Consider the following 23,100-nt stretch of genomic DNA (forward strand, 5'->3'; position numbering starts at 1 on the left):
CGTTCGGTTCCCTCGGAGGTAGGTGTTTAACCGTTTTCGCATTTATCGTGAAACGCTTTCGCGTTTTCGTGCGCCGCTTCACTCACGATCCAGCACATGCTGCTGATGATGGTCGTCCCGCCGCTGCTGGTCCTCGGCGGACCGGTACTTCCTGGCGCTGCGCGTCCTGCCCGTGCGGGGCGACGGTGGCAGAGGGCTGCGGGAAGTGGGTCCTCGCGCTGGTGCACTCCCGCTACCTGCCTGCGCGTCCTCTCCTCCGCCCCGGTCGCCGCTGTGCTGTTCGCGGGGAGCCTCGTGGCCTTCTGCTACACGGGCTGGTTCGAGTGGGCGATGTTCTTCCGCCGGGGCCAGCATGTGCTCGCTGACCGTGCACTTCCTGGCCACCGGCTACCTCTTCTTCTGGGTCCTGATCGGAGTCGACCCCGGGCCCGCGCGGCCGGGCCACGTCCTCCGGCTCCCTGGTGATGCTCGCGACACGCTCGCCTTCCGCGCCTTCTTCGGCCTGGCGATCATGTCCCAGACCACGGTCCTGGGCGAGGACTGGTGGACGGCGATGGACTACACTGGGCACCACCGCGCTCCTCCGCCGGCCAGGGCGTCGGCGGAGGCATCGCCTGGAGCGCCGGCGAGCTGCCGATGGTCCTCATCGCCCTCGTGGTCCTCACCCAGTGGATGCGCTCCGACGAGCGCGCAGCGCGCCGCTACGACCGCCGCGCCGACCGGGACGGCGAGGCCGAGCTTCTCGCAGTACAGCAGACCGAGCTCGGCGTCGCGGAGGCACGGAACACGGGCTCGCAGCGGCCGAGCGTGCCGGCAGCCTCCCGCCGGACCGCCCAGCGCACCGTCCCCGACGGACCCGGAGGTCCGCGCCATGAAGGCTGCGCGCTCCGTCCTCCCCCTCATCAGCACGCCCCACCAGCAGAGGCTCTCTCATGAGCACCCGTACGAAGATCGTCCTCGCCGCCTCGTCCGGCCCTTCTCGCCGTCGTCGCACTCGTCGTCGCACTCGCAGTCCTGCGCCCGTTCTCGCCGTCGAGCGAGGCACCGACGATCGCCCTCGCCCCGAACAGCCACGTCCTGGATGACGGCGACCGGGAGCAGGTCGGTCACCCTCGTCGAGTTCCTCGACTTCGAGGAAGTCACCGTCACCTGCGCGGCCCTGCACCCCGGCATCGCGGAGCTCCGGGAGGACTACGCGGGTCGCGTCACGTTCGCCGTGCGCTACTGCCCGCTCCCGTCGCACGCGAGCGGCGAGGCCTCCACGCGGTCGCCGTCGAGGCGGCCGCACGCCAGCACCGGTTCGAGGACTTCTACCGGCTGATGTTCGACACCCACCCCGAGTGGGCCGGCAGCAGCGAACCGCAGGCCGCGCTCTTCCGCGGGCTCGCCCGGGGATCGGCCTCGACTTGGATCAGTACGACGCCGACGTGGCCCGACCCGTCGACCCTCGAGCGGGTCCGCTACGACTTCGACGCCGAAGTCGCGAACTCGGCGTACGGGGCACGCCGTCGATCCTCGTCGACGGCGAGCTGCTCGACGTCCATCGTGTGGAGGACATCCGCGACGCACTCGATGCGGCATTGCGCCGCTGATACCGGGCGCATCGGGAGGAGCCTGCTACGCTGAGGAAGCCGGCCTCCCTCAGAAGGCGGACCGACGTCGCGCAGCCGCCCCGGTATCGACCGAGGGTGCAGGCCGAGCACCGAGGACGTTCTTCGACGATTCCCCAGCAGCGGGGCGACGACGCCGGCGTCGTGGTGGAGTCACGGGATGCCACCCCAGGTCCTGGCGCAGTGATGCCACCTGACACGGGTGAACGGGCCCTGCCTCACCGGACGTCGCGACGCCGCCCCGCAACGCCACGGCGTCCGTCACCGCATGATCAACTGCTCAGGCGTCGATGTCCTGCAGCCACTGCTCCACCGTGCGCGGCGAGAGTCCCAGCAGGACCTGCGCGCTGCGCGCCTCCTCGATCCAGTTCGTCCGTCTGCGTGGCGCGCCAGCGGTACGAGTCGATCACGGGAGCCATCCCCTGCTCACCGAACAAGGGGATCGTCATCGCGCCGAACTCATCGGGGGTCTGCGCGTGGAAGGTCACGTCCTTCCAGAAGTAGCGGGTGAAAGCCGGCGGCGAGATCCTCGCCGAGGAGTCCGGGCAGGGCGCCGACGGCGATCGACGCCGGCCACGTCGGTCCGCTCGAACAGGCGCACGGCAGCGTCGGCGACGTCGAGGTGCCGGGCTCCAGGACACGCGGAAGTCCTCCCGGATCGAGGTACGGGAGGACGGCCTGCTCACGGACAGGAGGCGATCACCGGCGGGGAGGAGGAGGTTCTCCAGGTAGAGGCGAGGCGCGAGGACCGCGGTCGGGATGCCCGTCGCGGCGAGCCCACGCGCGGGGACCCCGTGCGGGCTGTCGTCCGTCTCGCCAGAGCGGGTAGCCGCGCTGGTCGAGAAGACCACTCGCGCGGGGCGGGCCCGGTCGACGGCCGCGGCGATCACGACCGAGCGTGCTCGAGCTGCTGCACGTCGGAGGTCCAGAGCCAGATGGATGAAGACGCCCTCGGCACCGCTGTAGGCCGCGACGAGGCTGTCGACGTCCGGAGGCGTCGACAGCGACGGCAGGTCCAGCAGTGAAGGCACCGGGGGTGCGGACGGCTGCGGTGACGGTCTTGCCGGAGCGGAGGAGTGCGGCGGCGATCGGGAGCGCCCCTGCGCGCCGGTCGCTCCGTGAACGATGTAGGTCATGAGAGCATTACTGCGGACGTTGCACCGGTTACGTCAACTGCAGTAATGATGAGAGGGCCGATTCGATGTCGTTCTCCGCTGATCAGTGGCCCGAGTGCGGGATAGCGCGCTTCCTCACCCTCCTGGACGGCCCCTGGGCGACGCTCGTCGTCCGCGAGCTCCTGAACGGCCCGATGCGGTTCGGCGACCTGATGAAGGCGCTGCCGGGAGTGAGCGCGCACACCCTGACCAACCGGTTGCGGCGCTTCGAGACGTACGGGCTGGTCACGCGCACCGCCTACGCGGAGATCCCTCCGCGGGTCGAGTACGAGCTGACTCCGGTCGGTCACGGTCTGCGGCCCGTGCTCGACGCGATGAACGACTGGGCCGGAACCGTGCCCCGCATCGACAGCGACGACGCGGTCCCCGTGCCGGCATCGTGCAAGGGCGCCGGTCTCTCCGATCGACGACCGAGTGAGTCGGCACCGTTCCTGGACGTGAACCGGCGCCGTCGATGCTCGCCTCCAACGCGAGGGGTGCGGCGGGGAACAAGGCTCACTTCGCAGACGCGATCCGACTCGACCTGTTCAAGAAGGAGCAGGACCGCATCCGTGGCGAACGGGCGATCGACGAGCGGGACGAAGCGAGCCCGACGCAGGACGTTGCCGATGTCGATGATGCGATCCGGCTCGCCCTCGATGTGACCGCGGAATGCGCCAGCACTTCAGGCTGGGCGCCCGACCACGTGAAGGGCCGCGATGCAAGTCTTCCTCGCGCGTGTTCTCCGTTCCGCGGACGAGACGATCACGGCGAGTCGAACGGAGCCGTTGGCCGCGATCGCCTCGACCGCCGTCCAGCTCGCAGCACACGAAAAAAGCACCACTCGGAAGAGTGGTGCTCGAGACCTCACCAGCTTCCTGGAGACCGGGATCGGCGCCGACCCGGCGTTCTTCTCCGGCAAGGGTTGTCGTGACGACACTTCGGTGCCCCTGGAGGGACTCGAACCCCCAACCTGCTCCTTAGGACGGAGTCGCTCTTCCATTGAGCTACAGAGGGCTGGCCGAGCCAGTGTACCCGCCGCCCACCCTTCCCCCGAAGCCGCGGTTGACAGCGGAGCCGCGACCTGCTTGGTTGGTTACTGCGCCAACTAACCACGCAACCAACGACCAGCGATCAGCAGGAAGGGGCACCCATGGACGACTCACGGCCGATCTTCCTGCAGATCGCCGAGCAGATCGAGAACGACATCATCGCGGGGGCGCTCCCCGAAGAGACCCAGGTCCCCTCCACCAACGAGTTCGCCGCGTTCCACCGCATCAACCCGGCCACCGCCGGGAAGGGCGTGAACCTGCTCGTCGACGACGGGGTCCTCTACAAGAAGAGGGGGATCGGCATGTTCGTCGCCGAGGGCGCCCGCGACCGGCTGGTCGAGAAGCGCCGCACGCAGTTCCGCGACCAGTTCGTCGCTCCGCTGCTCGCCGAGGCCGCCAAGCTCGGCCTCACCCGCGAGGAGCTCGCCACCATGATCAGCGAAGGGGGATCGCGATGAGCGCGGTCATCGAGGTCTCCGGCCTCAACAAGCACTACGGCAGCACTCACGCGATCCGCGACATGGGCTTCGCGCTCGACGAGAACCGGATCCACGGCCTCCTCGGCCGCAACGGCGCCGGCAAGACGACGCTCATGTCCCTCCCTCACCGGTCAGGAGTTCGCGAGCACGGGCGACATCCGCGTCTTCGGGGCGGCGCCCGTCGAGAACGCCGCCGTCCTCTCCCGCACCTGCTTCATCAAGGAGAGCCAGAAGTACCCCGAGGACTTCCGGGTGAAGCACGTCCCTGCGCAGCGCCGAGTGGTTCTTCGAGGGCTGGGACGACGCCTTCGCGCACGAGCTCGCGAGCGACTTCCGACTGCCGCTGAACCGCCGGGTCAAGAAGCTCTCGCGAGGGCAGCTCTCGGCCGTCGGGGTGATCGTCGGCCTCGCCTCGCGCCCGCTCACCTTCTTCGACGAGCCGTACCTGGGTCTGGACGCCGTCGCCCGCCAGCTCTTCTACGACCGCCTGCTCGCCGACTTCGCCGAGCGCCCCCGCACCGTCGTGCTCTCGACGCACCTGATCGACGAGGTCGGCAGCCTCCTCGAGGCTGCGTGCCTCGTCCTCGACGAGGGTCGGCCTCGTCGTCGGCAGCGATGCGGAGGAGCTGCGCTGGCTCGGCCGCCACCGTGGTCGGCACGCGCAGCGCGGTCGGCGCGTTCGCATCCGGTCGCGAGGTGCTCTCGCGCAGCGGCGTCGGCGGACTCGCCTCCGCGACCCTCCCCCGCCTCGACCACGCGGACCGGGCCCAGGCCGCAGCCGCAGGGCTCGAGCTCGAGCCCGATCTCCCTCCAGCAGCTCGTCGTGCAGCTCACGGGCACCGCCTCCGGGAAGGACGCGCTCATGACCACCACCGCCCCCGCACGGAGCCTCGGCACCTGGGACCGAACTGCTCCGTATCGTCCGCCTGCTACTTCGCCAACCCCGCGACGCTGCTCTACACGCCGCTCGGGATCCTCGCCGCGATCTTCCTCGGCAGCCTCGCGATCTTCTGGGTCGTCCTGCGCACTGATCGGCGCCGACAGCGCCGGCGGCGAAGTCCGGCGTCCAGGTCTCCGGACCCGGCGCGTTCATCTTCATCTACATGCTCGTCGTCGCGATCCAGGCGGTGAACATCACCTTCGGTCTGGCGCTGGGCTACGGCTCCACGCGGCGCGGCTTCTACTGGGGCAGCGCTCTCACCTTCCTCCTCCTCTCCGCCCTCTGGACGGTGCTCTACACCGTCATGGCCGCGATCGAAGTCGGCGACGAGCGGCTGAGGGCATGGGTGGCATCCTGTTCCGGGTCGTCGGCTTCGGCGGCATCTCCTGGGTCGAGCAGGCCTTCGGCGTCTTCGTGCTGTTCCTGTTCTTCTTCTTCGTCCGGAGCCGCGACCGCCTCCGTCTACGTCCGCTGGCGGGCGGTCGGCATGACGGTCTTCTGGATCGGGCTGGCCGCGGTGGCCGTCGCCGTCGTCGCGCTGATCAGCCTCACGGGCGCGACAGGACTCCGTCTGGCTCACCCTCGAAGCGGTCGGCCCGACCGGCGGGTTCGCGCTGCTGCTCGTCCCCACCGCGATCGCCGCTCTCAGCGGCTGGCTGATCCTCCGCCGCGCCACTCCCCGCGGCTGAGCTCCCCGCAGGCGGCGCGCCGCATCCGACCGCCCCGAGCGCGAGCGCCGCAAGGCCCTGCCGCGCCGGGCGGTCCGGATGCGCGCGTGGCGTCGCCGGCCGCATCCATGATCACCGCGCTCCCCTCCGCCTCCGAGCACACCTGGGCCGCCCGCGACGCGGACGCCCCGCTGGCGCTGGGGACCCTCGAGACCGTCGACGCCTGGTGGCGCGCCGCCAACTACTTGGCGGTCGGCCAGATCTACCTGCTCGCGAATCCCCTGCTGACGGAGCCGCTCACCCGCGACCACATCAAGCCGCGCCTGCTCGGCCACTGGGGCACGACTCCCGGCCTGAACCTCATCTACGCGCACCTCAACCGCGCGATCCGCGAGCGCCGCCAGTCGACCCTCTACATCACCGGACCCGGCCACGGCGGCCCGGGCATGGTCGCCAACGCCTACCTCGACGGCACCTACAGCGAGATCTACTCGCACATCGACGAGACCGAGGACGGCCTGCGCCGCCTCTTCCGCCAGTTCAGCTTCCCCGGCGGCATCCCCAGCCACGCCGCTCCCGAGACCCCGGGCAGCATCCACGAGGGCGGCGAGCTCGGCTACGCGCTGAGCCACGCTTACGGAGCCGCCTTCGACAACCCCGATCTGCTCGTCGCCGCGGTCGTCGGCGACGGCGAGGCCGAGACCGGCCCGCTCGCACCGGCTGGCACTCCAGCAAGTTCGTGAACCCCGCGACCGACGGAGTGGTCCTGCCGATCCTGCACCTCAACGGCTACAAGATCGCGAACCCCGATCCTCGCCCGCATCCCGTACGAGGAGCTCGAGGCCTGCTCCGCGGCTACGGGCACGAGCCCTTCCTCGTCGAGGGCGGCTTCGACGGCGAGGACCCGATGCGCGTGCACGAGCGCTTCGCCGAGGTCCTCGACACGGTCCTCGACCGCATCGCCGCCATCAAGGAGCGCGCCGCGGCCGGAACCTGACGCGGCCGGCCTGGCCGATGATCGTCCTGAAGACCCCGAAGGGCTGGACGTGCCCGCCGAGATCGACGGAGTCCAGGTCGAGGGCACGTATCGCGCCCACCAGGTGCCGCTCGCCAACGCGCGGGACACCGAGGAGCACACCCGCCTCCTCGAGGACTGGCTCCGCTCCTACCGCCCCGAGGAGCTCTTCACCGAGAGCGGCGGCATCGCCGAGCGCGTGCGCTCGCTCGCTCCCGAGGGCGAGCTGCGGATGAGCGCCACGCCGCACGCGAACGGCGGCCTCCTGCGCCAGTCGCTCCACCTGCCCGACTTCCGCCGCTACGAGGTCGTCGTCGAGTCCCCGGCGGCACGGTCGCCGAGGCGACGAAGGTGCTCGGCGAGTGGCTCGCCGACGTCATCCGCGAAATCCGACCAACTTCCGGATCTTCGGACCCGACGAGGTCGCGAGCAACCGCCTGCAGAGCGTCTACGCCGCACCGACAAGCAGTGGGAGGGCGAGCTCAGCCCGCTCGACGACCACCTCGCCCGCGCGGGCCGGGTCATGGAGGTGCTCTCGGAGCACCAGTGCCAGGGCTGGCTGGAGGAGTACCCTGCTCACGGTCGGCACGGGCTCTTCACCTGCTACGAGGCCTTCATCCACATCATCGACTCGATGTTCAACCAGCACGCGAAGTGGCTGAACGGCACGCGCGAGATCGAGTGGCGCCGCCCCATCGCGAGCCTGAACTACCTGCTCTCGAGCCACGTCTGGCGCCAGGACCACAACGGCTTCCAGCCACGAGGACCCGGGCTTCATCGACGCACGTCGTCAACGAAGCCGGAGGAGTGGTGCGCGTTCTCCACTTCCCCTTCGACGCCAACACGCTGCTCTCGGTCTACGACCACTGCCTCCCGCAGCGTCGACTACGTCAACACGGTGACCGATCGTCGCGCAAGGGCGAGCAGCCCGCCCCCGCGTGGCCTCACGATGGACGAGGCCGTCGCGCACTGCTCGCGCGGCCTGGGCATCCTCGAGTGGGCCAGCGGCGGGCGGCAGGGCGAGTCCCCGGATGTCGTGCTCGCCTGCGCGGGCGACGTCCCGACCCTCCGAGACCCTCGCCGCTGTGAGCATCCTGCGCGAGAAGCTTGCCGGACCTCGCGATCCGCGCCGTCAGCGTCGTCGACCTCATGCGCCTGATGTCCGAGTCCGAGCACCCGCACGGCCTCTCGGACCGCGAGTTCGACGCGGTCTTCCTCCCGACCGCCCCGTCGTCTTCGCGTACCACGGCTACCCGTGGCTGATTCACCGCCTGACCTACAAGCGGACCGGCCACCAGAACCTGCACGTGCGCGGCTACAAGGAGAACGGCACCACCACGACTCCGTTCCGACATGGTGATGCTGAACGACCTCGACCGCTACTCACTCGTTATCGACGTCATCGACCGCACCCCCGGCCTCGGCTCCCGCGGCGCCGGCCTCCGCCAGGAGATGCAGGACGCCCGCCGCCGCGCCCGCGCCTACACCCGCGAGTTCGGCGAGGACCTCCCCGAGGTCGCGAACTGGACCTGGTCCGGCGAGCGCTCCGGCAAGCGCCAGCACCGCGACGGGAGGCGACAACGAATAGGAGGCCGTCCCCTCCTTCTTCTGACGGGGCGAGGGTGCTTCGATCGCAAGGCGGAGGAGGAAGGCGACCGCCGGCGGTATCGCGCCCGACGACAACGCCGCGAGCGGAGTGCCCTCGCCCCGTCGGGCTACCGGAGCCGGGTAGCCGTTCCACTCCGGGTTCCATGCGCTCCGCCGCCGCGCACGAGCCAGGATCCGGCCCGCGGCACGCGGGGCTGCCGTCCGCAGGTGCCAGCCCATCTCGGCCGGCGTGCGGTCGCTCTTGGTGTTGTTGCGGCGGTGGCAGCAGGGCGACCGAGGTTCTCCGTGTCGCGCCCGCCGCGCGACTCGGCTGGATGTGGTCGATCGTGTTCGCGTGCGTCCCGCAGTAGCCGCAGCGGTGGTTGTCCCGGCGCAGCACGCCACGGCGCGACACGGGCACCGTCCGCGAGCTCGGGATCCGCACGTAGCGCGTGAGCAGGATCACGGAGGGCCGCACGTAGTCGCCGGTCGCTCCGTGCACCGGATTGTCCTCGTCGGCCTCGATGACGGTGGCCTTCTCGGTCATCAGCAGGACCAGTGCCCGCTTGAACGAGACGACCGCGAGAGGCTCGTAGCCGGCGTTGAGAACCAGGGTGCGCATCAGTGACCTCCGACCGTGCCTCGGTCGTCGCCGCGCGGCATCGCCCAGAACGCGAAGAAGGGCGCCGTCGGTGATGACGGCGCCCTTCGGAAGCCCGCGGCAGATCGCCGCGTCGAGTCGTGGTGACGTATCCGCGTGTCGGAGGAGTGCACCGACGCGGAGAGGATCCCCGCCCGGATCGAGTCGGTCCGCCGCACGCGCGAACGCAGCCCCACAGCGTGGTGCCCGTTCCGCTCGGCCATCCCGGCACTCCGTCCCTCGACGACGACCGCTCCGCCGTTCGAGCGGAGTGGGGTTCAGAGTATTCCTTCCCCGCGAAACACCAGAGGTTCGCCGGAATTCGTCATCCGCATTTCACATCGATGACGCCGGGAACGCGGACGAGCCCGCCCCCGGGAGGAGGGCGGGCTCGTCCAGTGCGACCGGCGGTCAGCCGGCGATGCGCACGATGTAGTAGTCCGACGTCCAGATCGGCTTGCACCCGGACGCTCGCACCGGCGTAGGGCGCGTGCAGGATGTTGCCGTTCCCTGCGTAGAAGCCGTCGTGGCCGGGCATGATCACCAGGTCGCCGGGCTGCGCCTCGGACTCCGGGATGCGGGTGCCCATCGCGGCCTGGCCTGCGGCCGAGTGCGGCATCGAGATGCCGTACTGCGCGAACACGTACATGACCAGACCGGAGCAGTCGAAGCCGCTCGGGTCCGCGCCGCCGAAGACGTAGGGCACGCCCTGGTACTGCATCGCGGTGTTGAACACGGCCGACAGGCTGTACCCGGTGGTCGGAGCCGACGCGGCGAGCTCCGCGGCGGAAGGCGCCGTCGTAGGAGTTGAACTCCTCCGCCGTCTCGGCGCGGGCCTCCTCGACGTCGTCCGTCTCCACGACGGGCTCGACCACGGGCTCCGGCTCGGGGGGCGGCGAGGGCGGAGGAGCGGCCTCGGCCGAGAACGCGTCGCGTGCGATCGCGTTCTGCACGACGCTGCCGGCGACCGCGACGGTCTGCGCGTCGCCCTGTCGGAGGAGGTCGGCCTGCGAGGCGGCGAAGGGGCTGTCGGTCTCGGTGCCCGGCGAGAAGGCGTAGGCGAGCAGGGCCATGGTGGCGACCAGCGCGCCGGCGAAGCCGACGATCGCGACCTTGCCGAGCTTCCGGCCCGGTGCTTGCGCGGGGTGCCGGCCGGCGACGGCGCGAAGTCGGTCACGTCGCGCTGCCGCGCCGGAGCGTCGGGACGGCACGACGGGCGACCGGCGCCTCGGAGTGGATCGAGCGCGCACGACGGGCGGCTGGTTCTCGAAGGTGGCGGTGCTGCGGGGGCTGTTCGGGTGGGTGGAGCGGTACCGGTCGGGGTTCAGGGGTGTCGTTCTCGGCCGAGGGATTGGACCTCCGCGTCCCGTCAGCCCGAGCAGCTGTCCCGTCTCATGCACGAAGCATCGATGTTCACGGTGGTCCGAGACGGGCAGGGGGACGTCGGATTCCGCGCCCTGGAACCGAGGTTCGGATGCAGGGCTCCCAGAGCGTAAGCGACCGTTACCGGTTTGTCACCATTCGACGGCACCGGATCCTGGGGACAGCCGACAGCGGGACCCGGGATGCGCTAGAGTCCGTCCAGCGTCCGGTCAGGAACCCCGCGATCCGGAACCGGTCAGACGACGAGGAAGATGTGCGCCGCGACCTCGGTGGGGAGTTCGATGCCCGCCTCCGCGCCGTCGATGCGCACCAGGACGTAGCCGTTCAGCGCCGAGAACTCGCCCTCGGCGCCCGGCATCACGCCCGCCTGCTTGAGCTGCAGCAGCAGCTCCGGGTCGACCTGCGCCGGCTCGCCGAGGCGTCGGACGACTCGCGCCAGGCTCGGCGGGCCCGCGACGAAGCGCGGCAGGCTGATCACGCCGTCCGCGAAGCGCGAGGCGGGGCTGTCGCCCAGCTCGTCGAGGCCGGGGATCGGGTTGCCGTAGGAGCGACTCCGTCCGGGTGGTCGAGCATCTCGAGGAGACGGCGCTCGACCTGCTCGCTCATGACGTGCTCCCAGCGGCAGGCCTCCTCGTGCACGAACTCCCAGTCGAGCTTGATGACGTCGTGGAGGAGGCGCTCGGCGAGGCGGTGCTTGCGCATGACGTGGATCGCCTTGCGGCGGCCGTCGGTGGTGAGCTCGAGGTGGCGGTCGCCCGAGACGACGACGAGGCCGTCGCGCTCCATGCGCCCGACGGTCTGCGAGACGGTCGGTCCCGAGATGGCTCAGACGCTCCGAGATGCGAGCACGGAGGGGGATGATGTTCTCCTCCTCCAGCTCCAGAATAGTCCGCAGGTACATCTCGGTCGTGTCGATCAGATCCGTCATCTCAGCCTTCCCGTCTCGGCGCGCTCAACCTTACTGGGCACCGTGTCGCAACATCCGCGAGGCGTACGGCACCGGGCCTTCGTCACTCGAGAGGAGGGGCGAGCCGGGAACCCTAGTATTAACGCATGCCGGACGTCACCATTCCTCGCGAGCTCCTCCCCCACGACGGACGATTCGGCTGCGGCCCGTCCAAGGTGCGGCACGACCAGCTCGCGCATCTCGCGACCGAGGGCGCGCACCTCCTCGGCACGTCCCACCGGCAGGCCCCGGTCAAGAACCTCGTGGGCCGGGTGCGCGAGCACCTCTCGACGCTGTTCCGCGTGCCCGAGGGCTACGAGGTCCTCCTCGGCAACGGCGGCTCGACCGCCTTCTGGGACTCGGCCGCCTTCTCGCTCATCGAGCGCCGCGCCGAGAACCTCACCTTCGGCGAGTTCGGCCAGAAGTTCGCGAAGGCCGCCTCCGCGCCGTTCCTCGAAGCCCGCGCACGTGATCTCGGCGCCCGCCGGCTCGCGCAGCGAGGTCGAGGTGCTGGAGGGCGTCGACGTCTACGCCTGGCCCCACAACGAGACCTCGACCGGAGTCATGGCGCCCGTGACGCGGGTCCACGGCGACGAGGGCGCGCTGACCGTCATCGACGCGACGAGCGCCGCCGGAGGCATCGACTTCGACGCCTCGCAGGCCGACGTGTACTACTTCGCCCCGCAGAAGAACTTCGCGAGCGACGGGGGCCTCTGGTTCGGCCTCTTCTCTCCCGCCGCCATCGAGCGCGTCGAGCGCATCGCCGCGAGCGGCCGCTACATCCCCGAGTTCCTGAGCCTGAAGAACGCGGTCGACAACTCGCGCCTGAACCAGACGCTGAACACGCCGGCCCTCGCGACCCTCCTGCTGATGGAGTCGCAGCTCGACTGGATGAACGGCAACGGCGGCCTCGCCTGGGCCTCGGCGCGCACCGCCGAGTCCTCCTCCGCCATCTACGACTGGGCCGCGGCCTCGTCGGTCGCGACCCCGTTCGTCGAGGTCCCCGAGCACCGCTCGCAGGTCGTCGCCACCATCGACTTCGACGCCTCGATCGACGCGGCGCTCATCGCGAAGATCCTCCGGGCGAACGGCATCGTCGACACGGAGCCCTACCGCAAGCTCGGGCGCAACCAGCTCCGCATCGCGACCTTCACCGCCATCGAGCCGGACGACGTCCGGTCGCTGCTGAACTGCATCGACCACGTCATCGAGCGCCTGGCCGACTGAGCGGGTGCGGAGGATGAGGCTGTGGCTCCGCGAGGAGGAGCGCCGACCGAGTCCTCCGCCCTACCCGAGCGACGTCGCCCGGGCGCTGCTCGTCGGCTGCCTGATCTGGCTGGCGGCGCTGATCGGCGTGCTCGTGGCGTCCGCGATCGGAGGAGACGTCCCTCCCCTGGTGCTGTCGACCGTCGTCATCGGCTTCGTGCTCGGCACGATCGGCCTCTTCTACAGCCGCAACCGCCGCTGACGGGTCAGGCGGCGTCCGTCTCCATCGTGAGCGTCGCCTCGATCGGATCGATCGCGAGCTCCACGGTGACGCTCCCGAGTTCCGACAGCCGGGCCACGTGCGTCCGCCGCCGCACGGGATCGACGCCTCACCGGCGGGCAGATCGCACCGCCAGGTGCGCCGTGCGCTCAGGCTCGCGTCGTCCCTCTCGATCCGCACGTCCGCGTCGCTGCCGATCCACTCGGCGAGCAGCTCGTCGACCCGCTCCGTCAGCTCGGGCAGCGCCTCCTGGAGTCGGGCGGTGTCGAAGCCGCTGCGCCGCAGCGACTTGCCCAGCCGGTAGACGTCCGTCGATCCGGCCGGCCGGATGAGGGACGTCGTGATCGCCGCCTGATCGAAGTCGGGGCTGCCGAGCGAGTCGGTGCGGACCGGCTTGCTCCAGAAGCCGGCGAGGGCGGCGTTGAGCGCGAGAGACGCCAGGTGGCACGCGGTGTGACCCCGCGACAGCGAGCGCCGCTCGGCGGGGTCGATCTCGACGCGGACCCGCTGACCCTCGGCGAGCGCCGACGCGTCGGCGACGAGGTGCGCGACGACGAAGCTCCAGCCCTCGGTCCCGAGGCGCACGGGAAGGCGGTCGCCGAGGTGCAGCGCACTGCCGTCCCACGCCGCGATCCGGCAGTCGAGGAGCCGGTAGCGCAGGCCCTCCGCCACGAGGGCGCCGACATCGGCACCCTGGTCCGGCCAGGTGGGATCGACCGGATGCGCGGCCGTCTCGTCGAGGACGACGACCCAGCGGCCGTCCTCGCGCACCTCCAGGTGCAGGATCGCCCCCTCGGAGGCGGTGGCTCCGTCGGGGTAGGAGACGAGCGTGTCGGAGTTGATCACGCCGGCCCCTCCCTCGCGGCGCGCGGCCGAGACGCCGACTCAGCGGTCGTCGTCGTCCCGGTCGTCGTCATCGTCGTCTTCGGAGTCCTCGTCCTCGGACTCGTCGCCTTCGGAGTCGTCGTCGTCATCATCGTCCGAGTCGTCGTCTTCGGAGTCGTCATCGTCATCATCGTCCGAGTCGTCCTCGTCGTCGTCGAGCACGACCTGGTCGTCGAACTCGTCCTCGGAATCGGCGTCCTCCTCGTCCGAGTCCTCGTCGTCCGCGTCCTCGTCCTCCGCGTCCTCGAGCTCCTCGCCGGCGGTGTCCTGCGCAGCGCGGTAATCGGCGAGGCGGTCGGTCCACGGCACCCAGTCGGGAGCCAGGACGGCGCCCTCACCGGGCAGCAGCTCGACCTCGAGCACGTTGACGTCCTCGGTCTCGTCGATGCGCGAGAGCGTCGCGGTCCAAAGCCATCCGGGATAACCGCGCATGAGGTTGGCGAACTGGAGCGAGACGACGTGCTCGCCCTGAGCGAGCGTCGCCACCAGCGGCCCGATCGTGTCCGCGGGAGTGATGTCGGCGAGCGCCTCGCGGGCCCGGTCCTCCGACGCCGCGAGCACCGGATCGAGCTCGTACACGGGCTCGGGGGCGAGGTCGTCCGCGGCCTCGTCCGCCGAGGCGTCCGGCTCCGGCTCCTCGGAGGCGTCCTCCTCGCCGGCCGTCGCGGTCAGCTCGGTCTCCTCCGACTCCGGTGCCTCGGTCTGCTGAGACACCTCATCCGACTCCAGTGCCACGACCTCCTGGGGCGCCTCCGCGGGACCGTTCTCCGAGCCGGCGTCGTCCACCGGCACCTCGGTCCGCTCCGCAGCCGGAGCGGCAGTGTCGACGGAGCCCTCGAGACCCTCGCCTTCACCATCTTCCGACGCGGGCACCCCTGCCGGGTCCGAATCGGAGCCCACAGGAAGGAGGAGGGACTCCTGCCCCTCCTGCGGCGCGAGGTCGCCGGTCGTCTCGTCGGCGTCAGGCATCCAGCTCGTCCGCGACCTTGCGCAGCAGGGCCGCGATCTTGCGTCCGTGCGCCTTGTCGGGGTAGCGACCGCGCTTGAGGCCCGTGCCGATCCCGTCGAGCAGCTTGACGGTGTCCTCGACGATCACCGACATGTCGTCCGCCGACTTGCGGTTCATCTTGACCATGCTGACGGGGGCTTCGAGGATGCGGGCCGACAGGGCCTGCGCTCCGCGCTTGCCGTCGGCGATGCCGAACTCGAGTCGCGTGCCGGGCTTCACCGCGGTCCCCGAGGGCAGCGCGGACGCGTGCAGAAAGACCTCCTGGCCGTCATCAGTGCTGATGAAGCCGAAGCCCTTCTCCTCGTCGTAGAACTTGACCTTGCCGGTAGGCATGCAGAACCCCTCCTGGAATCGAAGCAGCCACCAGTTTAGAGGCTCCCCGGCTCGGCCTTCTATCCTTGACGCGTGAAGCCACAGCCGCCCGCGGGCATCGGACGCGCCGAGCGCACCCTCGCCTACATGTTCATCGCGATCATCGTCGTGACCGTGCTGGCGTTCCTCGCCATCCTGATCGCGCCCGCTACAGGGCTGCGCGAGTACGAGGGCCCGCTGTGGCAGTTCGTCTTCGCGATCCCCCTCGTGGGCCTGCCGATCGCGTTCCTCGTGATGATCGCGATGCTCGTCGTCGGAGTGCGGCGCCGCCGCGCCTCTGGAGCGCGCGGGCGCGAGGACGACGCCGAGCGATCCACCACTTCGCTCCCAGACTCCGTTCAGCCAACGCGCAGAAGATGTGTTCATGGACGGACCCCGAATTCTCATCGTCGACGACGAGCCCAACATCAGAGACCTGCTCACCACGAGCCTCCGCTTCGCCGGCTTCGCCGTGCGCGCGGTGGGGAACGGCGCTCAGGCCATCTCGGCCGTCCTCGAGGAGGAGCCCGATCTGATCATCCTCGACGTCATGCTCCCGGACATGAACGGGTTCGGCGTCACGAAGCGACTGCGCTCCGCCGGCTACACCTCACCCATCCTCTTCCTCACGGCGAAGGACGACACCGAGGACAAGATCACCGGCCTCACCGTCGGCGGCGACGACTACGTCACCAAGCCGTTCAGCCTCGACGAGATCGTCGCTCGCATCAAGGCGATCCTCCGCCGCACGATGCACGCGGAGGAGGACGCCGTCATCCGCGCCGGCGAGCTCACCATGGACCAGGACACCCACGAGGTCCTCGTCGGCGACGAGCCCGTCGAGCTCAGCCCGACCGAGTTCAAGCTCCTGCGCTACCTGATGCTCAACCCCAACCGGGTGCTCAGCAAGGCGCAGATCCTGGACCATGTCTGGGAGTACGACTTCAACGGCGATGCGGGCATCGTCGAGTCCTACATCTCGTACCTCCGACGTAAGCTCGACACGCATTCCGAGGAATCGCTCATCCAGACCAAGCGAGGATTCGGATACATGCTGAAGGTCGCGAAGGCCTAGCCTCCCGTCCGATCCACGTCGCGGAGCCCGAGGCTCCGCAGCCCGGCGGCCGTCCTTCGAGGGGCAGCCGCCGTTCCGCCATCGAGGAGTCCCACCGCCATGCACCAGACCCTGGCCGAGCGGTGGAACTCCATTCGCTGCGCACGAAGATCACCGCGGTGACCGTGCTGCTGCTGACCCTCGGACTCCTGGTCTCGGGCATCGGCACCATGACGATGCTCAAGCCGCAGCTCATCTCGCAGCTCGACCGCAATCTCGACTCTCAAGGCGCAGGCCGTCGCCGACTCGCTGAGCGCGATCGGCGAGGCGGGACCTCGACGACGACGACGCGGACTACGTCGGCGCCGTCTACGACGCGCTCGGCAACCGCGAGGGGCACGACGGCCGCCGGTCCGACCGACCCCGTCTTCCCCGAGACGTTCACCATCGAGCAGGGCGCTCAAGATGACGGACAAGGTCCAGCACGTCCTGAGCGAGAACGGCAAGATCGAGTACCACTTCGTCGCGACGACGTACTCGCAGGGCAACCAGATCGAGACGCTGCTCCTGGCGACGTCCACGCGGAACGTCGACTACATCATGACGCTGTACCTGACGATCTTCCTCGGCTTCGGAGTCGCGATCGTCGTCATCGGGGCGCTGCTCACGCGCCTGCTCGTGACCACCACCTTCGCCCCGCTGCGCGAGGTCGAGCGCACCGCCGCGGCGATCGCCGACGGCGACTTCAGCCAGCGCCTGGACGGCACCACCCCGAACACCGAGGTCGGGCGCTGGAACCGCTCCTCAACGCGATGCTCGGGCGCATCGACACCGCGTTCCGCGATCGGGCGCGCACCATCGACCAGATGCGGCGCTTCGTCGGCGACGCGAGCCATGAGCTGCGCCTCCCTCGTCTCGGTCCGCGGCTACGCCGAGCTGTACCGGATGGGCGCACTGCAGACGCCCGAGGCCGTCGGCCAGGCCATGGAGCGCATCGAGAAGGAGGCGATCCGCATGGGCGGACTCGTGGAGGACCTCCCGAGCTCGCCCGTCTGGACGAGACCAAGCCGCTCGCCCTGCGCGCCCGTCGACCTCATGCCGCTCGCCCGCGACGCCGCCATGGACGCCATGGCCTCGTGGCCCGATCGCGACTTCGGCGTCGAGACCCGGGACGACACTCCGATCGAGACCCCCGCCCTCGACGAGGACGAGCCCGCCGACGGGGCGACCCAGCCGATGCAGACCGCTGCAGCGGGCCTCACCGGTCCGATCGCGGCCGCGAGCGCACGGCTCGCTCGTCTGCGACGCCGCCCCCGCCGTGTCGTCAAGGCGGAGGAGATCGCAGCGGGCACCGCCGAGACCGCCCCGAGGAGGCGGGCGTCCCCGCGCTCGTGATGGCGGAGGAGAACAAGATCCGCCAGGTGCTCACCAACCTCATCGGCAACGCGGTGCGGTACACGCCCGACGACACTCCGATCGAGATCGGCGTCGCCGTCGACCGCTCCCGCCGCGTGGTGTTCCTCGAGGTCATCGACCACGGCGAGGGCATCCCGCCGCAGATCCGCGAGAAGATCTTCCAGCGCTTCTGGCGCGCCGACACGTCGCGCACCCGTGAGACCGGAGGCAGCGGGCTGGGCCTCGCGATCGTGTCCTCCATCGTCAGCGCCCACAAGGGCCGCGTCGACGTCGTCGAGACGCCGGGCGGCGGCGCGACGTTCGCGTCGCCCTGCCTCTCCTCACCGTCGGCCCGAACGGCGAATCCTCCCCAGCCTCGGTCTGACCGCCTCCGCGGTCCCCGCCCTCGGACCTACCGTTCTCGCACGCGCCGACCGGCGCCGACCGGAACGAGAGGACTCCCCCATGACCCGCTACCAGACCGACATCGACGCGCTGACCACCGCTGACCGGCACCGCACACGGCTACATGGACCGCATCCAGACGGAGGTCTCGGGACTGCTCGCCCAGCTGACCGGCCTGGAGGCCTCGTGGCAGGGCCGGGCGTCGAGCGCGTTCCAGGGGTGGTCGGCGTCTGGCAGGCGACGCAGGCCCAGGTCGACGAGGGGCTCTCGACCATCACCCTCGCCCTCGGCACCGCCGCGCAGCAGTACGAGGACACCGAGCAGGCGAACGCGCGGCTCTTCGGCTCGTGAGCGCGGCGCCGGAGGGTCGCACCGTTCTGCGTGAGCGGAGCGCCCCTCCGGCCGGTGGGCACCTGCGTTCGGCACCGGGCCGGAACGCGGAGAAGGCGGCTCCCCCGGAGAAGGGCCGCCTTCAGCGCGTGGTGCTGGTCGGACTAGAAGTCCATGCCGCCCGTGGGGTCGCCGGCCGGGACCGGGTTCTTCTCGGGCTTGTCGGCGACGACGACCTCGGTGGTGAGGAAGAGGCCGGCGATGGACGCCGCGTTCTGCAGAGCGGAGCGGGTGACCTTGACCGGGTCGATGATGCCGGCGGCGATCAGGTCGACGTACTCGCCGGTCGCGGCGTTGAGGCCGTGTCCGGTGGGCAGCTCGCGGACCTTGGCGGCGACGACACCGGGCTCGAGACCGGCGTTCAGCGCGATCTGCTTGAGCAGGGCCTCGATGGCGACCTTGACGATGTTCGCGCCGGTCGCCTCGTCTCCGGTGAGCTCGAGCTTGTCGAAGGCGAGCTTGCCGGCCTGGATGAGGGCGACGCCACCACCGGCGACGATGCCCTCCTCGACGGCGGCCTTCGCGTTGCGGACGGCGTCCTCGATGCGGTGCTTGCGCTCCTTGAGCTCGACCTCGGTCGCCGCTCCGGCCTTGATGACCGCGACACCGCCGGCGAGCTTCGCGAGGCGCTCCTGGGGCTTCTCGCGGTCGTAGTCGCTGTCGGTGTTCTCGATCTCGGCGCGGATCTGCGCGACACGACCGGCGATGGCCTCGGCGTCGCCGGAGCCCTCGACGATGGTGGTCTCGTCCTTGGTGATGACGACCTTGCGGGCCGAGCCGAGCAGGTCGAGGGTGACGTTCTCCGAGCTTGAGGCCGACCTCCTCGGAGATGACCTGGCCGCCCGTGAGGATCGCGATGTCCTGGAGCTGCGCCTTGCGACGGGTCTCCGAAGCCCGGGGCCTTGACGGCGACGGACTTGAAGATGCCGCGGATCTTGTTGACGACCAGGGTCGCCAGCGCCTCTCGTCGACGTCCTCGGCGATGATCAGGAGCTGCTTGCCGGCCTGGATCACCTTGTCGACGACGGGCAGGAGGTCCTTGATGTTCGAGACCTTGGAGTTGACGATGAGGATGTAGGGGTCCTCGAACACCGCCTCCTGGCGGTCGGGGTCCGTCACGAAGTACTGCGACAGGTAGCCCTTGTCGAAGCGCATGCCCTCGGTCAGCTCGGGCTCGGTGCCGAAGGTGTTCGACTCCTCGACGGTGACGACGCCCTCCTTGCCGACCTTGTCGATCGCCTCGGCGATGATCGCGCCGATCTCGGGGTCCGCAGCCGAGATGGACGCGGTCGCCGCGATCTCGTCCTTGGTCTCGATGGCCTTCGCGCCGGCGATGAGCTCGGCGGTGACGGCCTTGACGGCCTTCTCGATGCCCTTCTTCAGGGTGATCGGGTCGGCACCGGCCGCGACGTTGCGCAGGCCTTCGCGCACGAGCGCCTGAGCGAGCACGGTCGCGGTGGTGGTTCCGTCGCCGGCGACGTCGTCGGTCTTCTTGGCGACCTCCTTGACGAGCTCGGCGCCGATCTTCTCGTACGGCTCGTCGAGCTCGATCTCCTTGGCGATCGAGACGCCGTCGTTCGTGATGGTGGGGGCGCCCCACTTCTTCTCGAGCACGACGTTGCGGCCGCGCGGGCCGAGGGTCACCTTGACCGCGTCGGCCAGAGTGTTGAGTCCACGCTCGAGGCCGCGGCGGGCTTCTTCGTCAGCTAATGATCTTGGCCATGTGTGTTTTCGTCCCTCCCGGACGTCAAGAAAGTTCATTCCTGGCACTCGGATCAACCGAGTGCCAAGAGCGATTCTGGCACTCACGGGTGACGAGTGCAAGCGACGCTGATTGGGCGGAACGACAGGAGCCGCCGTCCGCTCGAGGCGGGCGACGGCTCCTGCGACAGGCGCGCGGATCAGACCACGCGCACCGATTCCGCCTGGGGTCCGCTCGATCCGCTGCCGACCTCGAAGGCGACGTGCTGGCCTCCTCGAGGACCTTGTAGCCCGACATGTCGATCGCGGAGTAGTGGACGAACACGTCCTGTCCGCCCTCGTCGACCGTGATGAAGCCGTAGCCCTTCTCAGCGTTGAACCACTTGACGGTTCCGTTCGCCATTTCCACTCCCAAAGTGCTGTGCTGCCCTCGACACCAGCGATGCGCTAGTGCCTCCGAGTCGAGATACTAATCCGCGAATGACGCCGGAAACGGCGGAACGGGCGTTCGGGAAAGAGTTGTCCGCGATTCAACACGGATTAAACGTGCCGGAAACAGAACACCCCCTCCAACGCGAGGATGAATCGGCTCCCGGGCTCCGGAGGCCTCAGTCGACCGGGTAGTCCGCACCGAGGACGACGACCAGATCGCCGGTCTCGACGAACTCGTCGCCCTGCACGATCTCACCGGCGCCGAGCGACTCGACGAGGCCCAGGTGCCGCACCCTCGAGGGCGGCGTCGCTGTAGTAGACGGTCGTCACGGCCTGATCCTCGGAGTTCGCGTTCGCGACCGTCGGCACCGTCCAGCCGGCCGTCGTCAGCTGATCGCCCGCACTCGCGGCGAGCCCCGCGGTCGCCGTCCGTTCAGCACGGCGATCTGCAGCGCCGGATCGAGGGTCGGCGTCGCGGAGGGCGACGCCGACGCGTCCGCGATGCCCGTGGGGGCGGTGAAGACGTCGTTGAACTGGACGCGGTTGTCGATCACGAGGAGGCCGATGAATCCCAGCAGCACGATGACGCCCGTGGCCAGCGCCGCCCAGGCGAAGGCCACGAGGCGCGCGTGCGGGGCAGGAGGCCGACGGTGGCTCCGACGCGCCCCTCCGTCGCCGGGATCTCGTCGAAGCGGTCCTTGGGGTGCGTGTTCGACATCGGGTCGGGCCGGCCTTCCGTTGCGGTGTGCTCGAGCAGCGGTCTACTCGGGGCGCCCGAGGCGTCGTGCCGCGCGGGCACCGGAGCGTCCGTCGCGGATGCGCAGGAGGCGGTTGACGAGCATCGGGTCGTGAGCGAGGGCCGCCGGAGAGGCGAGGACCGCGCCGAGGACCTGATAGTAGCGGGCGACCGAGAGGCCGAACCTGGACCGGATCGCGTCCTCCTTGTCGCCCGAGCGCGAGGTCCACTCGCGCTCGAAGGCGAGGACCTCGCGGTCCCGGTCCGAGAGGGTCGCGCCCGCGCCCCGCGTCGTTCCCGTCGTCCCGCTCATCGCTCCAGCGTAGGCACGCCGTCCGCCCGCGCCGGGGAGGCGCTCCGGTACATGCTCACGTGGGCGATGCCCGCCTCCCGGCACTCGTCGCCGAACGCCGCGAACCCCGAGCGCGCGTAGAGCCCCGCGACGTACGACTGCGCGTGCAGGAGCATCGCCTCCTGCCCGTAGCGCTCGATCACCGCCCGCACCAGGGCGTGGGCGAGTCCATGACCGCGCCGGTCCGCGCGCGTCACGACGCGTCCGATGATGCGGTGCGCATCGGCGTGCTCCGGCTCGTCGTCGCGGAGGGTGCGCAGGTACGCCGCGGCCCCGCGCTCGTCCGCGATCCACCAGTGGCGCGTGGTCGGCTCGAGATCACGCGCGTCGAGCTCCTCGTCGTCCACTTTCTGCTCCCGGAGGAACACGTCGGTCCGCACCCTCGCGAACGAGTGGACCTCCTCGATCGTGAGTTCGCTCCACGCCTTCGAGATCACGGAATTCGCCTGCACGGCTGGGAGTTTACGAGAGAGGAGGGGAGCACCCCTCCCCCGTAAACTGGCGAGGAATCCTAGGGAGACCCATGTCGTCGTATTCCGTGAACAAGACCGACGCCCAGTGGCGCGAGGAGCTCGACCGCGAGCAGTACGCGGTCCTGCGCGAAGCCGCCACCGAGCGTCCGTGGACGGGCGAGCTGCTCGACGAGCACCGCTCCGGCCTGTACACCTGTGCCGCCTGCCACGCGGAGCTCTTCCAGAGCGGCACCAAGTTCGACTCCGGCTGCGGCTGGCCCAGCTTCTACGAGTCCGTGAACCCGGACGCGGTCCAGCTGATCGAGGACAGCACCCTCGGCATGGTGCGCACCGAGGTGCGCTGCGCCAACTGCGGCTCGCACCTCGGCCACGTGTTCCCGGACGGCTTCGGCACTCCGACCGGCGACCGCTACTGCATGAACTCGATCGCACTCGAGTTCCAGGCCGAGAGCGAGTGACGGTGCCCGCTCCCGGTGCTCGACGCCGTCCTCGCGAGACGCTCGCGGTCGAAGGTGACGGCGGAGGCGCCGGGGCACGACGAGATCGCGACGTACGTCCAGGCGGCGTCGCGCCTCGCCGACCACAGCTCGCTGCGCCCCTGGCGGGTCATCGAGATCCGCGGAGCAGCGCGCGACCGCATCGGCCGCGCCTTCGCGGCGGCGTCCGGGTCGAAGAAGGACCCGCGCAAGTACATCGAGAAGACGCACCGCGCCTCGCTCCTGCTCGCCGTCGTGGTGAGCACGAAGAAGTCCAGCGTGCCGGACTGGGAGCAGGAGGCCGTCGCCTCGGGCGTCGCGCACCTCCTGAGCCTGCTGCTCGACGAGGCGGGCTGGGGCGTGTTCTGGCGCACCGGCTCGTACACGCGCGCCAAGGCGGTCCGCAAGGCGCACCGTCTCGGAGAAGGGCGAGGAGCTCCTGGGCTGGCTGTACGTCGGGCGCCCCGGCGGCAAGATCGGC

The 23,100-nt window shown here is 70.0% G+C and carries 22 protein-coding genes, 1 tRNA gene and 12 pseudogenes; 19 read left to right on the forward strand and 16 right to left on the reverse strand.

The window, feature by feature from the left end; translation table 11 throughout:
• Positions 1-96: 96 nt before the first annotated feature.
• The 5 genes and pseudogenes from AC0CII_RS07885 to AC0CII_RS07905 form a co-directional block, all read left to right on the forward strand.
• Positions 97-324: pseudogene (locus AC0CII_RS07885) on the forward strand (cytochrome c oxidase assembly protein); the annotation flags it as partial.
• A 28-nt stretch (positions 325-352) separates the two neighbouring features.
• Positions 353-505, forward strand: a pseudogene (locus tag AC0CII_RS07890) (cytochrome c oxidase assembly protein); the annotation flags it as partial.
• Positions 506-543: 38 nt separating this feature from the next.
• Positions 544-936: a hypothetical protein gene (locus AC0CII_RS07895; protein WP_465229298.1), complete on the forward strand. Its 393-nt coding sequence runs from the start codon at positions 544-546 to the stop codon at positions 934-936.
• A 145-nt stretch (positions 937-1,081) separates the two neighbouring features.
• Positions 1,082-1,321 carry a DsbA family protein gene (locus tag AC0CII_RS07900; RefSeq protein ID WP_465229299.1) on the forward strand — a complete coding sequence of 80 codons (240 nt, stop codon included), beginning with the start codon at positions 1,082-1,084 and terminating at the stop codon, positions 1,319-1,321.
• Between the two features lie 106 nt (positions 1,322-1,427).
• The gene (locus AC0CII_RS07905; protein WP_465229112.1) at positions 1,428-1,592 is read left to right on the forward strand and encodes a hypothetical protein; all 165 of its coding nucleotides are present in this window, start codon (positions 1,428-1,430) and stop codon (positions 1,590-1,592) included.
• Positions 1,593-1,882: 290 nt separating this feature from the next.
• Here AC0CII_RS07905 and AC0CII_RS07910 read toward each other — a convergent pair whose 3' ends face one another.
• Positions 1,883-2,746, reverse strand: coding sequence for a hydroxylase (locus AC0CII_RS07910; RefSeq protein ID WP_465229113.1), 864 nt, complete (start codon positions 2,744-2,746; stop codon positions 1,883-1,885).
• Positions 2,747-2,811: 65 nt separating this feature from the next.
• Between AC0CII_RS07910 and AC0CII_RS07915 the strand changes: the two genes are divergently transcribed.
• Positions 2,812-3,429 (forward strand): winged helix-turn-helix transcriptional regulator, encoded by a 618-nt coding sequence (locus AC0CII_RS07915; protein WP_465229114.1) that lies wholly within the window; start codon positions 2,812-2,814, stop codon positions 3,427-3,429.
• Between the two features lie 280 nt (positions 3,430-3,709).
• On the opposite strand, the gene AC0CII_RS07920 is transcribed toward AC0CII_RS07915, so the two are convergent.
• Positions 3,710-3,782: transfer RNA gene (locus AC0CII_RS07920), tRNA-Arg, on the reverse strand.
• A gap of 135 nt (positions 3,783-3,917) precedes the next feature.
• Between AC0CII_RS07920 and AC0CII_RS07925 the strand changes: the two genes are divergently transcribed.
• The 6 genes and pseudogenes from AC0CII_RS07925 to AC0CII_RS07950 form a co-directional block, all read left to right on the forward strand.
• Positions 3,918-4,274, forward strand: coding sequence for a GntR family transcriptional regulator (locus tag AC0CII_RS07925; RefSeq protein WP_207405940.1), 357 nt, complete (start codon positions 3,918-3,920; stop codon positions 4,272-4,274).
• Positions 4,271-5,142: pseudogene (locus AC0CII_RS07930) on the forward strand (ATP-binding cassette domain-containing protein); the annotation flags it as partial. The gene AC0CII_RS07925 and the pseudogene AC0CII_RS07930, both read left to right, overlap by 4 nt.
• An 889-nt stretch (positions 5,143-6,031) precedes the next feature.
• Positions 6,032-7,660: pseudogene (locus AC0CII_RS07935) on the forward strand (phosphoketolase family protein); the annotation flags it as partial.
• Positions 7,661-7,867: 207 nt separating this feature from the next.
• Positions 7,868-8,077 carry a phosphoketolase family protein gene (locus tag AC0CII_RS07940; protein ID WP_465229269.1) on the forward strand — a complete coding sequence of 70 codons (210 nt, stop codon included), beginning with the start codon at positions 7,868-7,870 and terminating at the stop codon, positions 8,075-8,077.
• Positions 8,077-8,207, forward strand: a pseudogene (locus AC0CII_RS07945) (phosphoketolase family protein); the annotation flags it as partial. The gene AC0CII_RS07940 and the pseudogene AC0CII_RS07945, both read left to right, overlap by 1 nt.
• 70 nt (positions 8,208-8,277) lie before the next feature.
• Positions 8,278-8,391: pseudogene (locus AC0CII_RS07950) on the forward strand (phosphoketolase family protein); the annotation flags it as partial.
• Between the two features lie 290 nt (positions 8,392-8,681).
• On the opposite strand, the pseudogene AC0CII_RS07955 reads toward AC0CII_RS07950, so the two are convergent.
• The 3 genes and pseudogenes from AC0CII_RS07955 to AC0CII_RS07965 form a co-directional block, all read right to left on the reverse strand.
• Positions 8,682-9,127 (reverse strand): annotated as a pseudogene (locus AC0CII_RS07955) (HNH endonuclease); the annotation flags it as partial.
• Positions 9,127-9,369, reverse strand: a complete 243-nt coding sequence (locus AC0CII_RS07960) for a hypothetical protein (RefSeq protein ID WP_465229115.1) — start codon at positions 9,367-9,369, stop codon at positions 9,127-9,129. The gene AC0CII_RS07960 and the pseudogene AC0CII_RS07955, both read right to left, overlap by 1 nt.
• A 101-nt stretch (positions 9,370-9,470) precedes the next feature.
• Complete coding sequence (locus AC0CII_RS07965) at positions 9,471-9,866, reverse strand: C40 family peptidase (RefSeq protein WP_465229270.1); 396 nt, start codon at positions 9,864-9,866, stop codon at positions 9,471-9,473.
• A gap of 86 nt (positions 9,867-9,952) precedes the next feature.
• Here AC0CII_RS07965 and AC0CII_RS07970 point away from each other — a divergent pair, with 86 nt between their 5' ends.
• Positions 9,953-10,204: a hypothetical protein gene (locus tag AC0CII_RS07970; protein ID WP_465229116.1), complete on the forward strand. Its 252-nt coding sequence runs from the start codon at positions 9,953-9,955 to the stop codon at positions 10,202-10,204.
• A 559-nt stretch (positions 10,205-10,763) separates the two neighbouring features.
• Here AC0CII_RS07970 and AC0CII_RS07975 read toward each other — a convergent pair.
• Positions 10,764-11,456, reverse strand: a pseudogene (locus tag AC0CII_RS07975) (metal-dependent transcriptional regulator).
• A gap of 125 nt (positions 11,457-11,581) precedes the next feature.
• Between AC0CII_RS07975 and serC the strand changes: the two are divergent.
• Positions 11,582-12,701, forward strand: a pseudogene (serC, locus tag AC0CII_RS07980) (phosphoserine transaminase).
• Here serC and AC0CII_RS07985 read toward each other — a convergent pair.
• Genes AC0CII_RS07985 through AC0CII_RS07995 form a run of 3 tightly spaced genes read right to left on the reverse strand, consistent with a single transcriptional unit; the run spans position 12,679 to position 15,187 of the window.
• Positions 12,679-13,806, reverse strand: coding sequence for an alanyl-tRNA editing protein (locus AC0CII_RS07985; protein ID WP_465229117.1), 1,128 nt, complete (start codon positions 13,804-13,806; stop codon positions 12,679-12,681). The pseudogene serC and the gene AC0CII_RS07985 overlap by 23 nt on opposite strands.
• Positions 13,807-13,845: 39 nt before the next feature.
• A complete protein-coding gene (locus AC0CII_RS07990; protein ID WP_465228011.1) occupies positions 13,846-14,814 on the reverse strand; it encodes a DUF3027 domain-containing protein in 969 nt (322 codons plus the stop codon).
• Positions 14,807-15,187, reverse strand: coding sequence for a cold-shock protein (locus AC0CII_RS07995; RefSeq protein ID WP_207405920.1), 381 nt, complete (start codon positions 15,185-15,187; stop codon positions 14,807-14,809). Before AC0CII_RS07995 ends, AC0CII_RS07990 begins: the two co-directional genes overlap by 8 nt.
• Before the next feature lie 403 nt (positions 15,188-15,590).
• On the opposite strand from AC0CII_RS07995, the gene AC0CII_RS08000 reads away from it, so the two are divergent.
• The 3 genes from AC0CII_RS08000 (at position 15,591) to AC0CII_RS08010 (ending at position 18,163) form a co-directional block, all read left to right on the forward strand.
• Positions 15,591-16,280, forward strand: coding sequence for a response regulator transcription factor (locus tag AC0CII_RS08000; RefSeq protein ID WP_055787731.1), 690 nt, complete (start codon positions 15,591-15,593; stop codon positions 16,278-16,280).
• A gap of 444 nt (positions 16,281-16,724) precedes the next feature.
• Positions 16,725-17,654 carry a HAMP domain-containing protein gene (locus AC0CII_RS08005; RefSeq protein ID WP_465229118.1) on the forward strand — a complete coding sequence of 310 codons (930 nt, stop codon included), beginning with the start codon at positions 16,725-16,727 and terminating at the stop codon, positions 17,652-17,654.
• A complete protein-coding gene (locus AC0CII_RS08010) occupies positions 17,654-18,163 on the forward strand; it encodes a sensor histidine kinase (protein ID WP_465229271.1) in 510 nt (169 codons plus the stop codon). Before AC0CII_RS08005 ends, AC0CII_RS08010 begins: the two co-directional genes overlap by 1 nt.
• Before the next feature lie 390 nt (positions 18,164-18,553).
• Here the strand turns inward: AC0CII_RS08010 and AC0CII_RS08015 are convergent, their stop codons facing one another.
• The 7 genes and pseudogenes from AC0CII_RS08015 to AC0CII_RS08045 form a co-directional block, all read right to left on the reverse strand.
• Positions 18,554-19,234, reverse strand: a complete 681-nt coding sequence (locus tag AC0CII_RS08015) for a TCP-1/cpn60 chaperonin family protein (protein WP_465229272.1) — start codon at positions 19,232-19,234, stop codon at positions 18,554-18,556.
• A gap of 73 nt (positions 19,235-19,307) precedes the next feature.
• Positions 19,308-20,210, reverse strand: a pseudogene (gene groEL / locus AC0CII_RS08020) (chaperonin GroEL); the annotation flags it as partial.
• 140 nt (positions 20,211-20,350) lie between these two features.
• Positions 20,351-20,553 (reverse strand): annotated as a pseudogene (locus AC0CII_RS08025) (cold-shock protein).
• A 281-nt stretch (positions 20,554-20,834) separates the two neighbouring features.
• On the reverse strand, positions 20,835-20,951 hold the full coding sequence (locus tag AC0CII_RS08030; RefSeq protein WP_465229119.1) for a hypothetical protein: 117 nt from the start codon (positions 20,949-20,951) through the stop codon (positions 20,835-20,837).
• 17 nt (positions 20,952-20,968) lie between these two features.
• The gene (locus tag AC0CII_RS08035; RefSeq protein WP_465229120.1) at positions 20,969-21,202 is read right to left on the reverse strand and encodes a hypothetical protein; all 234 of its coding nucleotides are present in this window, start codon (positions 21,200-21,202) and stop codon (positions 20,969-20,971) included.
• Between the two features lie 141 nt (positions 21,203-21,343).
• Positions 21,344-21,631 (reverse strand): DUF3263 domain-containing protein, encoded by a 288-nt coding sequence (locus AC0CII_RS08040; RefSeq protein ID WP_207405908.1) that lies wholly within the window; start codon positions 21,629-21,631, stop codon positions 21,344-21,346.
• Positions 21,628-22,107 carry a GNAT family N-acetyltransferase gene (locus tag AC0CII_RS08045; RefSeq protein WP_465229121.1) on the reverse strand — a complete coding sequence of 160 codons (480 nt, stop codon included), beginning with the start codon at positions 22,105-22,107 and terminating at the stop codon, positions 21,628-21,630. Before AC0CII_RS08045 ends, AC0CII_RS08040 begins: the two co-directional genes overlap by 4 nt.
• 86 nt (positions 22,108-22,193) lie before the next feature.
• On the opposite strand from AC0CII_RS08045, the gene msrB reads away from it, so the two are divergent.
• Together msrB and AC0CII_RS08055 are read left to right on the forward strand one after the other, a co-directional pair.
• Positions 22,194-22,601 carry a peptide-methionine (R)-S-oxide reductase MsrB gene (gene msrB / locus AC0CII_RS08050; protein WP_207405905.1) on the forward strand — a complete coding sequence of 136 codons (408 nt, stop codon included), beginning with the start codon at positions 22,194-22,196 and terminating at the stop codon, positions 22,599-22,601.
• 54 nt (positions 22,602-22,655) lie between these two features.
• Positions 22,656-22,979, forward strand: a pseudogene (locus AC0CII_RS08055) (nitroreductase family protein); the annotation flags it as partial.
• Between the last annotated feature and the right edge of the window lie 121 nt (positions 22,980-23,100).

Source organism: Rathayibacter sp. AC182, assembly GCF_979253875.1.